Origin of the sequence: Trinickia sp. LjRoot230 (assembly GCF_964253315.1) — a bacterium.
Classification (GTDB): Bacteria; Pseudomonadota; Gammaproteobacteria; order Burkholderiales; family Burkholderiaceae; genus Trinickia.
This window is the reverse complement of record NZ_CAXUQX020000001.1, coordinates 1527598-1541919: the sequence shown is the minus strand read 5'-3', so window position 1 is coordinate 1541919 and position 14322 is coordinate 1527598. Positions and strand designations below refer to the sequence as shown.

The 14322-nt window shown below is 61.4% G+C and carries 13 protein-coding genes; 2 read left to right on the top strand and 11 right to left on the bottom strand.

The genetic code is table 11. The features are described from left to right. Nucleotides 1-65 precede the first annotated feature (65 nt). The gene (gene hrpA, locus ACSQ20_RS07195) at nucleotides 66-4076 is read right to left on the bottom strand and encodes an ATP-dependent RNA helicase HrpA (protein ID WP_436018464.1); all 4011 of its coding nucleotides are present in this window, start codon (nucleotides 4074-4076) and stop codon (nucleotides 66-68) included. A gap of 22 nt (nucleotides 4077-4098) precedes the next feature. Here hrpA and argA point away from each other — a divergent pair, with 22 nt between their 5' ends. Continuing rightward, nucleotides 4099-5478 carry an amino-acid N-acetyltransferase gene (gene argA / locus ACSQ20_RS07190; RefSeq protein ID WP_436018463.1) on the top strand — a complete coding sequence of 460 codons (1380 nt, stop codon included), beginning with the start codon at nucleotides 4099-4101 and terminating at the stop codon, nucleotides 5476-5478. A gap of 46 nt (nucleotides 5479-5524) precedes the next feature. Beyond that, nucleotides 5525-5800: an oxidative damage protection protein gene (locus ACSQ20_RS07185; protein WP_436018462.1), complete on the top strand. Its 276-nt coding sequence runs from the start codon at nucleotides 5525-5527 to the stop codon at nucleotides 5798-5800. A gap of 136 nt (nucleotides 5801-5936) precedes the next feature. On the opposite strand, the gene ACSQ20_RS07180 is transcribed toward ACSQ20_RS07185, so the two are convergent. From ACSQ20_RS07180 to ACSQ20_RS07135, 10 genes are all read right to left on the bottom strand, one after another. Continuing rightward, a complete protein-coding gene (locus ACSQ20_RS07180) occupies nucleotides 5937-6434 on the bottom strand; it encodes a metallophosphoesterase family protein (RefSeq protein ID WP_436018461.1) in 498 nt (165 codons plus the stop codon). Further along, nucleotides 6435-6641 carry a hypothetical protein gene (locus ACSQ20_RS07175; RefSeq protein ID WP_436018460.1) on the bottom strand — a complete coding sequence of 69 codons (207 nt, stop codon included), beginning with the start codon at nucleotides 6639-6641 and terminating at the stop codon, nucleotides 6435-6437. Between the two features lie 139 nt (nucleotides 6642-6780). Beyond that, a complete protein-coding gene (locus tag ACSQ20_RS07170) occupies nucleotides 6781-7401 on the bottom strand; it encodes a glutathione S-transferase (RefSeq protein ID WP_436018459.1) in 621 nt (206 codons plus the stop codon). An 80-nt stretch (nucleotides 7402-7481) separates the two neighbouring features. Then, nucleotides 7482-7787 (bottom strand): DUF3579 domain-containing protein, encoded by a 306-nt coding sequence (locus tag ACSQ20_RS07165; protein ID WP_436022967.1) that lies wholly within the window; start codon nucleotides 7785-7787, stop codon nucleotides 7482-7484. Nucleotides 7788-7967: 180 nt separating this feature from the next. After that, nucleotides 7968-9098 carry a porin gene (locus ACSQ20_RS07160; protein WP_436018458.1) on the bottom strand — a complete coding sequence of 377 codons (1131 nt, stop codon included), beginning with the start codon at nucleotides 9096-9098 and terminating at the stop codon, nucleotides 7968-7970. 194 nt (nucleotides 9099-9292) lie between these two features. Beyond that, nucleotides 9293-9967: a response regulator gene (locus tag ACSQ20_RS07155; protein WP_436018457.1), complete on the bottom strand. Its 675-nt coding sequence runs from the start codon at nucleotides 9965-9967 to the stop codon at nucleotides 9293-9295. Then, entirely contained in the window at nucleotides 9964-11349 is a 1386-nt protein-coding gene (locus ACSQ20_RS07150) for a sensor histidine kinase N-terminal domain-containing protein (RefSeq protein ID WP_436018456.1), read from the bottom strand. The genes ACSQ20_RS07155 and ACSQ20_RS07150 overlap by 4 nt, the downstream gene beginning before the upstream one ends. Before the next feature lie 134 nt (nucleotides 11350-11483). After that, complete coding sequence (locus ACSQ20_RS07145) at nucleotides 11484-12341, bottom strand: ABC transporter permease (RefSeq protein ID WP_436018455.1); 858 nt, start codon at nucleotides 12339-12341, stop codon at nucleotides 11484-11486. Between the two features lie 77 nt (nucleotides 12342-12418). After that, the gene (locus ACSQ20_RS07140; protein WP_436018454.1) at nucleotides 12419-13213 is read right to left on the bottom strand and encodes an ABC transporter ATP-binding protein; all 795 of its coding nucleotides are present in this window, start codon (nucleotides 13211-13213) and stop codon (nucleotides 12419-12421) included. Between the two features lie 79 nt (nucleotides 13214-13292). Next, nucleotides 13293-14306, bottom strand: coding sequence for an ABC transporter substrate-binding protein (locus ACSQ20_RS07135; RefSeq protein ID WP_436018453.1), 1014 nt, complete (start codon nucleotides 14304-14306; stop codon nucleotides 13293-13295). Nucleotides 14307-14322 lie beyond the last annotated feature (16 nt).

Sequence of the window (14322 nt, the reverse complement as noted above, 5' to 3'; positions counted from 1 at the left end):
TTCATAAAACGCGCGGCCCGTGCCACGGTTGACGGCATCAACACAAATTCCCTTTAATAGCGCATCTAGCGCTGCATCGACTCCCATACCTTATGCAGCCGCTTCACCGAAATGGGCATCGGCGTGCGCAACTCTTGCGCGAATAGCGAAATGCGCAATTCCTCGAGCAACCAGCGAAATTCGGCCAGCCGCGCATCGGCCACGCCGCCGCGTGCCGATTGCGCGCGCTGATATTGCTGAACGAGCGGCTGCAATTCGGCGAATTGGCGCGCATCGCGGCCCGGGTCGGCCTTGAGTTTGTCGATGCGCAGCGCCATTCCCTTCAGATAACGCGGAAAATGCGCGAGCTGAGCATACGGCGTGTCGACGATGAACCGCTTGCCGATCAGTCCCTGCAATTGCTGTTGCATGTCAGCATAGGCTGCCGCATGCGGCTTTGCCTGCGCGAGCTTTTTCGCAAGCGCAGCATATTCGGCGAGGATTTGCCCGACGAGCCGGGCGATTTCCTGAGCCAGCAAGGACAAGCGACTCTTGCCTTCGTCGCGGCGCACGTGAAAACTCGCGTCATCGTCAGGCAACGGGTCTTGCAAACAGGCACGATCGAGCGCCACATCGATCAATTGCTCGCGCAGCGCTTCTTGCGTGCCGAGCGGCATGAAATGCAGCGCCATCTCGCGCAAGCCCGGCAGGTTCTTCTCGAGGTACTTGATCGGCTCGCGCAATTGCAGCGCGAAAAGCCGGCGCAGGCCCGCGCGATGGGCGCGCGCCGCTTCTTCGGGCGAATCGAACACCTCGACATTGCAATGCGTCGTGCGATCGACGAGCGCTGGATAGCCGAACAGCGTCTGCCCGCCCCGGCGAATCTCGAGCAACTCAGGCAGCTTGCCGAAATTCCAGGTCGTCAGATTGTCGTAGAGAGCGGCCGTCTCGGTGGACGCTGGCGCACTGGCGCCGGCGCTAGCGGGCCCTCGTGCGATGGCGGGCGCCGTCTGACGCGGGCGTTGCGCGCCCTCGGCGCCGCCTGCGAGCGAAACACCGGCCGCGAGTTTTTGAAACTGCCGCTGCGCATCGCCGCCCAATTCGGCACGCAACTGCGCGAGGTTTCGCCCCATACCGAGCTGCCGGCCGTGCTCGTCCACCACCTTGAAGTTCATGAAAAGATGCGCCGGCAGCGTTTCAAGCTTGAAATCGGTCAATTTCAGCGCGACTTGCGTCGTTTCGCGCACATCGGCGACGAGCGCATCGACGAGCCCGCTGACGCCGAACCGCGCCTCGCTGCGCTCGACAAACGCCGCGGCATACTCGGGCAGCGGCACGCAATGCCGCCGCAGCTTCTGTGGCAACGATTTAAGCAACAGTTGCACTTTTTCCTTCAGCATGCCCGGCACGAGCCATTCGGCGCGCCGCGCGTCAACCTGATTGAGCGCAAACAACGGCACCGCGAGCGTCACGCCGTCACGCGGCGAGCCAGGCTCGAAATGATAGGACAGCCCCATTTCCACGCCGGCCATCGCCATGCGCTTGGGAAAGAGGTCCGTCGTAATGCCGGCCGCCTCGTGACGCATCAGATCGTCGCGCGACAAAAAAAGCAGGCGCTGTTTGTCGTCCGACTGGCCACGGCGCCCGGCCTCGTCGCGATACCACCGCTCGAACGCCGCGCCCGTATGGATGCCCTTTGGAATGACCTGATCGTAAAAGGCAAATATCAACTCGTCGTCGACCAGCACGTCCTGGCGGCGCGACTTGTGTTCGAGTTGCTCGATGTCGGCAAGCAGTTTGCGGTTATGGGCGAAGAACGGCAGCTTGGTGTCGAATTCGCCCTCGACGAGCGCGCCGCGGATAAACAGCTCGCGGGCGCGTGAGGGGTCTTGCGCGCCGAACGCCACGCGCCGGCGATGGTAGACGGGCAACCCGAAGAGCGTCGCGCGCTCGAACGCCGCGACTTGCGCGCTACGCTTTTCCCAGTGCGGCTCGGACAGCGACTTTTTCAGCAGATGCCCGCCGACCTTCTCGATCCATTCCGGCTCCACTTTCGCGAGACAACGCGCATAGAGGCGGCTCGTTTCGACGAGCTCGGCCGCCACGACCCAACGGCCCGCCTTCTTGACGAGTGTCGAACCGGGCCAAAGGAAGAACTTGATGCCGCGTGCGCCCAGGTAATACGGTTCGTCGTCGGCCTTTAGACCGAGATTGCCGATCAGGCCCGTCATCAGTGCCAGATGAATCTGCTCGAAGGTCGCTTCGCTCTGATTGATGCGCCAGCCGTGCTCGCGCACCACCGTCAATAGTTGTGAATGCACGTCCCGCCACTCGCGCAGGCGCAGGTGCGATAAAAACTGCTCGCGGCAGGCATCGGCGAGTTGACGGTTCGACTTCTTGTGCGCAACAGCCTCGTCGAACCAGCGCCAGATTTTGAGCCACTGCAAAAACTCGGACCGCTCGTCGGCGAACCGCCGATGCGCCTGATCGGCCTGCTCCTGCGCTTCGATCGGCCGATCGCGCGGGTCCTGCACCGACAGCGCGCTGGCGATCACGAGCACTTCCGCGAGTGCGTCCACTTCACGTGCGGCGAGAATCATGCGGCCGATGCGAGGGTCAAGCGGCAGGCGCGCCAGTTCGCGACCGAGCGGAGTAAGCGCGTTGTCGTCGTCGACGGCGCCGAGTTCGTTCAATAACTGGTAGCCGTCGGCAATCGCGCGGCCCGGCGGCGGCTCGATGAAAGGAAACGTTTCGATCGCCGTCAGATGCAGCGATTTCATCCGCAGGATGACGGCGGCCAGCGACGAGCGCAGGATTTCCGGCTCGGTAAACGGGGCACGCGCCTGAAAATCGGCTTCCTCGTAAAGCCGGATACAAATGCCGTCAGCCACCCGTCCGCAGCGGCCCGCCCGTTGATTGGCTGCCGCTCGCGAAATCGACTCCACCTGCAACTGCTCGACCTTGTTGCGGTACGAATAGCGCTTGACGCGCGCGAGCCCCGTATCGACGACATAGCGGATGCCTGGCACCGTCAGCGAGGTCTCGGCCACGTTCGTCGCCAGCACGATACGTCGCGCATTCGACGATTTGAACACCCGCGCCTGGTCGGCCGCCGACAGCCGCGCGAACAGCGGGAGGATCTCGGTGTGCGGCGGATGGTGCTTGCGCAATGCCTCGGCCGCCTCGCGGATTTCGCGCTCGCCGGGCAGAAAGACCAATACGTCGCCGGGGCCTTCGCGACACAGCTCATCGACGGCGTCGACGATCGCCTCCATCAAATCGCGCTGCGCCTCGCGCGCGCCTTTCGCGCGCTCGCGCCCCGACGGCACGCCCTGCGCGGCTTTGAGCGCCGGACTCTGCTCCTCGACGGGCCGATAGCGGATTTCGACCGGATAGAGCCGCCCGCTGACTTCGATCACGGGTGCCGTCTGCTCGTCACTGCCGAAGTGGCGCGCAAAGCGCTCGGCATCAATCGTTGCCGAAGTCACGATCAGCTTCAAATCGGGACGCTTGCTCAGCACTTCCTTCAGGTAGCCGAGCAAAAAATCGATGTTCAGGCTGCGCTCGTGCGCTTCGTCGATGATGATCGTGTCGTAAGCGCGCAACAGCGGGTCGGTCTGCGTCTCCGCGAGCAAGATGCCGTCGGTCATCAGCTTGACCGATGCACCGGGCGCGAGATTATCGGTGAACCGGACTTTGTAACCGACCACTTCGCCAAACGGCGTGCCGAGTTCCTCGGCGATGCGCCGCCCCGTCGCCGCCGCGGCGATCCGGCGCGGCTGGGTGTGGCCGATGAGCCCGGTGCCGCCCGCGCCGAGCCCGCGCCCGAGCGCCAGACAGATTTTCGGCAGCTGAGTCGTTTTGCCGGAGCCCGTCTCGCCGGAGACGATGACGACCTGATGCTCGTGAATGGCGCGCGCGATTTCCTCGCGCCGGCCGGAGACCGGCAGCGCGGGGGGAAATTCGATTGGCGGAATCGGATTCGGCGGTTTCTGGGGGGCGCGCGGGCGTGCCGCGCGACCCTGGCGTGGCGTGCGCGACGGGCCACCTTCGCCGGCGGCGGAATCTGCGGCCGGTCTATTGGGTACGTTCGACATGGGGGCGCATTATAATCCCGGCATGAACGCTCAATCCGACCTCGTCTCCGCCCAGGAACCCCTCGCGAACCGGCCCGCCACGCTCGAGCCCGTTTCCCAACACGCGCAATTCGTCGACTGGATGCGTTCGGTCGCGCCGTACATTCACGCGTTTCGAAACAAGACCTTCGTCGTCGGCTTCGGCGGCGAAGTGGTTCATCAAGGACTCCTGAACGCGCTCGTGTCCGACGTCGCGTTGTTGCAGGCCATGGGTATCCAGATCGTGCTCGTGCATGGCTCGCGGCCGCAGGTCGAAGAGCAGATGAATCTGCACGGCGTGCAGTCCGAGTTCTCGCACGGCGTGCGCATCACCGATGCGCGGGCGCTCGAATCGGCCAAGGAGGCCGCGGGCGAAGTGCGGCTCGACATCGAAGCCGCGATCAGCCAGGGTCTGCCGAACACGCCGATGGCGCACGCACACATCAGCGTCGTGTCGGGCAACTTCGTTACGGCGCGGCCGGTCGGTATTCTCGATGGCGTCGACTTCGCGCACACAGGCGTCGTGCGCAAGATCGATGCCGAATCGATCCGCCACTCGCTCGCAAGCCGCAAGCTCGTGCTGCTCTCGCCGCTTGGATTCTCGCCGACGGGCGAAGCGTTCAACCTGTCGATGGAAGATGTCGCTTCGGCCGCTGCCATCGCACTGCGTGCCGACAAGATCATCTTCCTGACGGAAACGCCCGGCATCATGAGCGAGGGTGAACAACTCGTGCGCGAGCTGTCGCTCGACGACGCCTATCGGCTGCATGAAAGCGGCGAAGTGAAAGGCGACGCAGGCTTTTACCTCAAGCATGCCGTGCGCGCCTGCCGCGGCGGTGTGCCGCGCGCCCACATCATCCCGTACGCGCTCGACGGCAGCCTGTTGCTCGAACTCTTTTTGCACGACGGCGTAGGCACGATGATCTCGTACGAGAATCTCGAAAGCTTGCGCGAAGCCACGCCGGATGATGTTGGCGGCATTCTGACGCTGATCGAGCCGCTCGAATCGGACGGCACGCTCGTCAGACGCGACCGCCACCAGATCGAGCGCGACATCGATCATTTCTCGGTGATCGAGCACGATGGCGTGCTGTTTGGCTGTGCGGCGCTCTATCCGTATCCGCAAGAACGCATCGGCGAGATGGCTTGCCTGACGGTTGCGCCCGATGCCCAGGGTTCCGGCGACGGCGAACGGCTGTTGAAGCGGGTCGAGCAGCGCGCGCGGGCGCGCGGGCTGACGCGCATTTTTGTATTGACGACGCGCACCGAGCATTGGTTCTTGAAGCGCGGCTTCGTGAAGGCTACCGTCGACGATCTGCCTGAAGATCGTCGACGCCTCTATAACTGGCAGCGCAAATCACTCGTGCTGATGAAGCATCTTTGAGCCAGCGCCTTGCCCACCCCACATTGACTCTCTGGAGAAACTCACGATGACACGCACGGTTCAATGCGCGAAACTCGGCAAGGAAGCCGAAGGCCTCGATTTTCCGCCGCTGCCCGGCGAGCTTGGCAAGCGCATTTATGAAAACGTCTCGAAGGAAGCTTGGCAGGCCTGGCTCAAACATCAAACGATGCTGATCAACGAAAACCGGCTCAACATGGCGGACCCGCGGGCGCGTCAGTATTTGATGAAGCAGACCGAGAAATTCTTCTTCGGCGAAGGCGCGGATCAGGCAACCGGTTACGTGCCGCCCACGGAAGGCTGAACATCGGACGGCGCATCAACGCGCCGCCCACAAGCGAAAGCGGGCTCGCGGCCAACCGCGCGACCCGCTTTTTTTCGCCCTCGCGCCGCGCGATCGCGATCGCCGAGGGACGCCATCGATCGTTACGTCACCGCACTCAGCCGACCATCCATGTTTGGATTTCCGCACGCAAGCGCCCGCTCTCGATGATCAGCATGCCGGCAGAGATCGGCAGTTTGAAGCGTCGCGGCCCGGCGCTGCCGGGATTGACGAAGAGTATGCCGTTGCGGTCCTCCACGGCCGGCTTGTGCGAGTGCCCAGTGACGACGACGTCGATGCGTTGGCCACCCTGCTCCTCGCTATCGGCACGAAAATCGGCGATGTCGTGAACGACGTGAATGACGATGCCCGCGATAGCCAGCGTAGTCCGCACGGGCAGCGCCTGCGCCCACGGTCCTTTGTCGTTATTGCCGCGCACGGCAGTGACCGGCGCAATCTCGGCCAGCGCGTCGAAAACCTGCGGTGTGCAGATATCGCCGGCGTGCACGATCGCCTGGCAGCCCGCCAGCCATGCACGTGCTTCGGGGCGCAACAGGTTGTGCGTATCGGAGATGAGGCCGACGCGAACCCGAGCCGGTTGTTCCGTACGCGTCATTTATGCCACGGCGGCCGTGCCGCAACGATGTCCCCGCCCGTCGATGAAACCGAGCGAGCGGTGCAACGCTGCGCGTGCGCCGCGCGTCGCCACGACCGCGCTGACCTGCCCGAGATTGAAGTCATGCGACACCATCAGTTCCATCAGCGCGACCATCGGCAACACAACCGACGGGTTGTAGAGTTGGCGTGCAATCAGAGCTTTCATGGTGACGTTCCTTTTCGCGGCAGCGCCGGCGAGCCATCGTGGCTACGATAGATGCCATTCTAGGCAGCTGCGGCACGGCGATAAATCCGCGAATCGGAAAGTCACATGTCGGTTCTCGCGAACAATCGCGAGCGCACATTCATTCGAGCGGCGCGCCAATGAATTCGGGCAACGTCTCGGCCCGCTCGGAAAACGCGGCAAGCGCCGGGTGGGCCGCCGGGTCGACCTTACCGGGCAGGATGAATTGCGTAAATCGCCACGCCACCGCCACGGTAATGTCGGCTTGCATCATCCGCTCGCCGGTAAGCCAGCGCTCGGCGCCAGCCGCGGCCAGTTCACGTTCGAGAAGGTCGTAGGCCGCAGCCAGCTGGCCGCCGATGCGCTCGACCCATGGCTCATGTTGTTTGTCCGCAGGCCGCAGATTGCGTTCGTAGACGATTTGAACCGTTTTCTCGCAGGCGGCGAGCGCGAAACCGATCAGGTGCAGCGCACGCGCGCGCTCGGCCGACTGCTGCGGCATCAGCCGCCGCTCGGGCGCCACCTTGTGATCGATGTAATCGAGTATCAGGCTCGAATCGATGAACGTTGCGCCGTCGTCCTCGATCAGGGTCGGTGCTTTGACGACTGGGTTCACTTCGGCGAACGCATCGAAGTGGCGAAACACCGACAGCGGACGATGTTCAAAAGGAATACCGAGCGCCGCCATCGAAACTGCGACGCGTCGCACGTAGGGGGAGTCAAGCATGCCTATCAGTTGCATCGATGCCTCTCGTCTTTTGGTGAAAAGAGCATCGACTTTATCAGAGCGGATCGATTGCCGGCGGCTTCGTCGCGATCGATTCAATCCATCTGCGGCTCGATACGCAAATCGTTGTCCTGCGCGAATTGCACGAGAAACGCCAATGCGTCCGGACAGACATCAGCGAGATCGTGCGCGACGGCCAGACATTTCACGCCTTCATCGATAACCGGCATCGCAAATCGCGCCGCGGTGGAATGCAAATCTGCTCTGCGCTCGCCAACGAACAGCACCGTGACATCAGCGAGCCGCTCGGCCCAATCACTGGGGCGAAACGTGGCGCCGGCGCGCGTGAGGCCACGAATCAGGAACGGCCAGCTGATGCTGTGCGGTGCGGCTTCACGCATATCGTCGCAGGCGCGCTTCGACGCGCGAACCCAATCCATTAGGAGTGCTAATCAACATTGCGAGTGAATCGACATCTGTATTACAGACGAAAAAAGGCGGCGGTCGAATACTGCAACCCGCCGCCAAGCGTGGACCGTAGAGGGACGCGCCGCGCCCCCCGAAAGCGGTTCGTTTACGTATCAAAAGCGCGTACGGATACCCGAGGTCAACTCGACTTGATTCTTGGCGCCGAAGGTGCTGCCAACCGTATAGCCGCCGTGAAGCCGCATGTAATCGCCAGCCAGGTACAGTTCCGTGCGCTTCGACAGGTGATAGAAGACCGACGTATAAAGCGTCTCTTTGTAGCCGTTATGCACACCCGTCGAACTGACGAAGCCAGTCGCAAGGTTGGCGTTCGGGATGTTTCCGTCGGCGTTGTAAGCCGCGTTATGCACGCGCATTTGTTGATAGCCGAGCTCGTAGTCGAATGCACCCTTCGGGGCGAGCTTCGCCGAGACCGTCCAAGCATTGTCGTGCCGCTTGCCGAGCGAGCCTTGGTCGCCAAGGTAATGGAAGTAACCGCCGTTGACGCGCAAGATGCCGAACGTATAGTTGCCACCGATCGAGAACGTCTGATTGGCGAAGCCAGCGTTGTTCACGTGGTTGTAAAAGCCCGACACGTTGAACGGTCCGCCGTTATAACCGAGCGCAGCCTGATACGTGCTGCCCGCGGCAAACTGCGTCGAATTGCTGAACGCGTAGCCCGCGCTCGCAAAGATGCCGTTGCTGAATAACTTCTTCCATGCGAGGCCGTTGTTGTACCGGGTACCGGTAGCAGAGCCTGCGTAGAAAATCATCTGCTTGAAGTTGTTCGAGTTGGTCCAGCCGCCCTCTTCCGTCGTCAGCTTCGCACTGCCGTACGGGTCGCCGTAGATGGCCGCTGCATCGCGTGCGATCGAATTCTGGAAGCCCGCCGTGAACTTACCGAATGTGTCGTTCTCGACACCCACCCATGCATCGCGATCGAAGATCTGACCCGGGTCCTCCATCTCGCCGTTCGCGACCACAAACTCGCTCTCGAGCCTAAAGATAAGCTTCGTGCCGCCGCCCAGGTCCTCGGCTCCCTTCAAGCCCCAGCGGCTACCGCTGAACCACGGCTCGCCGTCGAAGCCCATGCCGACCATGCGCTTGCCGTTTGCGTCGGCATGCGACTTGTAGCTGGGAAAGCTCAGATCCATCAGCCCATACAACTGGACGTTGGACTGCGCGTAGGCGCTGCTGGCCATCAATGTGCCCGCTGCAACCGCTAAGGTTCGATAAGCGCTTCTCACGATCGTCTCCTCCTTCACTGCGTTGACCTTCTACTTGTGTGAAGAACGGACATCGATATTGGTATCGATGCCGTCCGTCCCGTCATATGCGACGAAACGAACGACATCGTAAAGCGCACAATCCTTCGCGCTCCTTTCATGAATCGTTAGTAGTCCTAAGTACTAGTCCGTATATCGTGGACAATACCGGCGGCTTAGGGTGCGTCCTTCTCGCGCAGAATATAGCCGAGGCCGCGCAAGGTCATGATCTGCGCCGTCGATGCGCTCAGATGTTTGCGCAAGCGATGGATGTAGATGTCGATGGCATCCGGGCTCGGTTCGTCTTCGAGGCTATAGACGCTTTCCATCAGCGCAGCCTTCGTTACCGTCTTGCCCTGCTTGAGCATCAACGTTTCGAGAATCGCATGTTCGCGCCGCCGCAGTGCGAGCGGCACGTCATGATGACGAAATTCGCGCGTGTCAGTGTTGTATTGCAGATCGCCGCATGTCAGTGCGGTGGACTTTCCACCTGCTTGCCTGCGAATCAGCGCTTTGATTCGCGCGACCAACTCGCGCGCATCGAATGGCTTCACCACGTAATCGTCGGCGCCGGCGCTAAAGCAATCCACCTTGTCGTCGACCGACCCATGCGCGGTCAGCATCAACACAGGAACGTTATTGCCGCGCCGGCGCAAGCGTGCAAGCACATCCTTACCGCTCATACGCGGCAGCCGCATATCGAGCAGCACGACATCGTAGTGCTGCGTCCCGAGCATCGCGTCGGCCGATTCGCCGTCGGGCGCGCAATCGACCGCGAAGTTTTCACTGCGCAGCAAGTTGACGATCCAGTGTGCGAGCTCGGCGTTATCCTCGACGAGCAAAAGCTTCATTGCATCTCCTCCTGCTGCGGCTGCCATGCGGGTAGACGGACCGATACGATCAACCCCACTCGCTGCGGGCCCGGTGCAAGCGCCACTGTACCGCCATGCGCCTGTGCAATGTGTTGCACGATTGCCAGACCGAGCCCGGTGCCTTCAACATTCGTGCGGCCGCGATAAAAGCGTTCGAATACATGCGAGCGAATCTCGGCGGGAATGCCGGGGCCATTGTCGATCACTTCAAAAACGATCTCGTCGTTTTCGCGTCGGCCCATGGCGGTCACATGTCCGCCCTCTTGCGTATAACGAATCGCGTTGTCCACCAGATTGGCCACTAATACGGCGATCAGATATTCGCTACCGGCCACAATCAAGTTCTCGTCGAGTTCCGCGCCGAGATCGATGTGTCGTCGCTGCGCGGCCATCACGAGTTCTTCGAGTACAGACGAAACGGCACTGGCCATATCGACGGGCGTGCGTTCAGCCTGCGGCACGGCCGATTCGGCCTGTGCCAGCAACAGCAATTGGTTAGTCATGCTAATCATCTTGTTGCTCGCTCGACGAATGCCGGTCAACACGTCGACCAGCGCGGGGTCGCCTGGCTCGCACTGGCAGGCGTACTGCACCTGCATGTCGAGCAACGTAAGCGGCGTGCGCAACTGGTGCGCGGCGTCGGCGATGAATTGCCGCTGCCGCGTCGACTGAAGATTGAGCCGCGCAACGCACAAATTGATGGCGTCGACGATCGGCCGCAGTTCGCCATGCAAATGCGTGACGCGAATCGGCTCGAGTTGCATCGGCTCGCGATCGGCCACCTCGTCTTTAAGCTTCATCAACGGCTTGAGCTCGGTCGTGAGACCAATCAGCACCAGCGCAACCGCGAGCGCCAGCATCAGCGCCTGACGCGTGAGCTGCGGGCGCCACAGAGACTGGACCATCGCATCGCGGGACGCCTGCGTTTTACCCACAATGACCGTTACCGCATAGGTCTTGCCGGAATCGTATAAAAACCGCTCGTAGGCAGCTGCGCGAACCGGCTGACCGTCGAACGTCGTATCGTAGAAAACCGGATAGCCCTTCGGATTGCTGGGCGGTTCGAGATCCGGCATACCGCTTAGCAAGCGGTCGGATGTGAAGACTTTGTAGAAGACGTGGTCGTGATATGGCGACTCGAACATTTCGAGCGCAGCCGGCGGAATGTTCGCCTCGAGCGCGCCGTTTTGCCATACGATGTCTTCGGCGATCGTGCGCGCCGATGCGATCAGCGCGTCGTCCTGCACGAGATTTGCCGTTTGCCGTGCGGCGTCGTAAGCCATCAATCCGGTGACGGATACGAAGGCCGCAAGCGGCAGCAAAACCCACAAAAGCAGCCGCGCGCGCAGGCTATGCATCATTCTCGAATTCCTTCCCTGCGGATACGAGCTACAACGGCAACGCGCGGCGAGGCACGGTGTCGTGCCATCGCCGCGCGCATGCGAATCATTTCGTCGCGGGTCTTGAGGCTGTCAAAACATCGAATGTCAGCCCATCAGAACGCCGCGGGTCTCCATTTCAACAAGCGCTTTTCCACTGCGGTCAACAGATAATCGGTCGAAAGTGCCACGACAGCAAGCACGATCATCGCCGCGAATACGCCGCTTGCGTTGAAGGCGCCCTGCGCCGTGGAGATCAAGAGCCCGATGCCTTGCTTCGAGCCGAGGAACTCGCCCACGACCGCACCCACGAGAGCGAAGCCGAAGCTTACGTGCAAGCTCGCGAGAATCCACGAGAGCGCCGACGGGATCACGACCGACGTGGTCACTTGCCGCTTCGATGCCCCGAGGATCTGTGCGTTCGCGATCATGTAGCGATCGGCTTCGCGCACACCTTGGAATGCGTTGCCGAAGACCACGAAAAATACCATCACAACGGCAAGTGCGACTTTCGATGCCATACCGAGACCCAACGCAATCACGAACACCGAGCCAAGCACGACGCGAGGTATCGAGTTGGCGATCTTGATATAGAGGCTGAAAACATCGGAGAGCAGCTGGTTGCGCCCGAGCACGACGCCGCAGATGATGCCGCCCACCGCGCCGATCAGAAAGCCGAGCATCGTCTCTTCGAGCGTTACCCAGACCTGCACGAGCAGCGGCCCTTGCGAAGTGCCGTTGACGGACCAGTCGACGATCTGCGCGAAGATCAGCGACGGCATCGAAAAGAAGAACGGATCGATCCACTTGAAGCGGCCCGACAACTCCCAGCCGCCGAGCACAACGACGAGCAGGAGAATCCGCAGCCCGATCACGAGCGCGTGACGCTGCCGCAGCCGACGCCGCGCGATTCGTTCGACTTCGGCGAGTGATCTGGCGCTCAGCGCCATTTGAGCATGTTCAACGGTAGCCATCTCGATCTTCCAATTACTGATTGCTGATTGCTGGTTACTGATTACGGGTTTCTGTGCTGTCACACCGGTCACACCGGTCACGCGATCTGCACTTCTTCGCGCAGATCGCGCCAAATGTCGCGCGAAATTTCGATGAAGCGTGGTTCATAGCGAATTTCGGAGGTCACACGCGGGCGCGGCAGGTCAATTTCATAGACCTTCTTCAGCGTAGCCGGGCGTGCTGTCAGCACAAAAACGCGGTCCGCCAGCGCAATGGCTTCTTCCAGATCGTGCGTGACGAAGACGACGGAGCCTGCATTGGCCGACCACAGCTGCAGCAATTCGTCTTGCATCAGCGTGCGTGTTTGCATGTCGAGCGCGGAAAACGGCTCGTCCATCAATAGGATTTCGGGCTTGTTGATAAACGTCTGCGCCAATGCCACGCGTTTGCGCATACCGCCCGAAAGCTGGTGCGGATAGTGGTGCTCGAACTTCTCGAGGCCCACGCGGCGCAGCCAGTCGCGCGCCTCCTCATGTGCGACCGATTTCGAACGGCCGCGAAAGAGCGGCCCTGCTGCCACGTTGTCAAGCACGGTACGCCATGGAAACACGGCGTCGGCTTGAAACACGAAGCCGATGCGAGGATCAATGCCCGATACCGGCGCGCCCATGATGCGCACCTCGCCCGTGGTCGGCTTGAGCAGCCCGGTGATCATGCTGAGCGTCGTCGATTTACCGCAGCCCGTCGGGCCGACGATGGCGACGAATTCGCCCTTGGCAACGGCCATGCTGAAGTCGCGCAATGCGACAGTCGCCTTGCCGTCAGGCGAAATGAAGCGGCACGAGACCGAGTTGAACTCGATTGCCGGTACGTCTTTTGAGAGCTGGTTCATCGATAACGTCCAAGCTGACGGCATGGCACCCCAAGAAAGCAGTGCCATGCTCGTGGCGCTTCGCGCGCCGGTTACAGTTTTACTTTGCGGTTACGAACTCGTTCGTATACGTCTTTGCCAATTCAACGTGCTTACCCTTGACCGACGGATTGAACGCGGACAGCACTTTCAAGACTGTGTCAGGGCCATCGGCGGGCATCTTGCCGTCCGCCGTAAACATCGGCAGCGAAGCCTTCAATGCGCCCACATAAAGTGCCTTGTCCTTCTGATAGTCCGCCGGCATCTTCGCCGCGATTTCCTCGGCACTATGCGTGTGGATGAACTGCAGCGTGCGCACGAACGCGTGAGCCAGCTTTTTGGCCTCACCAGGATGCTTGTTGACCCAATCCGCTTGCACGTAGAGGCTCGATGCCGGATAAGTGCCGCCCAACGCCGCCTTCGTGCCTTCGAGCGTACGCATGTCGACCAACACCTTCGCATCGCCCGATTTCTGCAAAGCCGAGACGGTCGGCTCCGTGGTCATGCCCGCGTCGATGCGGTTTTGCTTGATTGCGGCGATGAAGCTCGCATCGGCGCCGACCGGCAGCATCGTGTACTGCGACGAGGGGATGCCCTTGTATTGGGCCAGATATTGCGTGAGGAAGCTGGTTGACGAACCCAGGCCCGTGACACCGAGTGTCTTGCCCTTTACGTCGGCCATCGACTTGATCGAATCGGCCGCTTTCGTCGATACCATTTCGACTTCGCCCGGCACCTGACCAAAGATGACGATCGCCTTGACTTCCTTGCCCTTCGTCTGCAGATCGATCGTGTGGTCGTAAAACCCGACGACGCCTTGTACCGCACCGGCCAGCAGCTCGTTCTCGGCATCGACACCAGCCGGCTGCGAAAGCAACTCGACGTCGAGCCCCTCATCCTTGAAATAGCCGAGTTCCTGGGTCAGTCGCGCCGGCAGATAGATGATCTTGGTGATGCCTCCGACCATAATCGTGACTTTGCCGTCGTCGGCTGCCATGGCGTGTTGCGAGGCGAGGCCAGCAAAGGTTGCGCAAGCAAGGGCGAGGGTGCGAAGTTTTCGCGAGGTCGGATACATCGTCAGTCTCCATTGT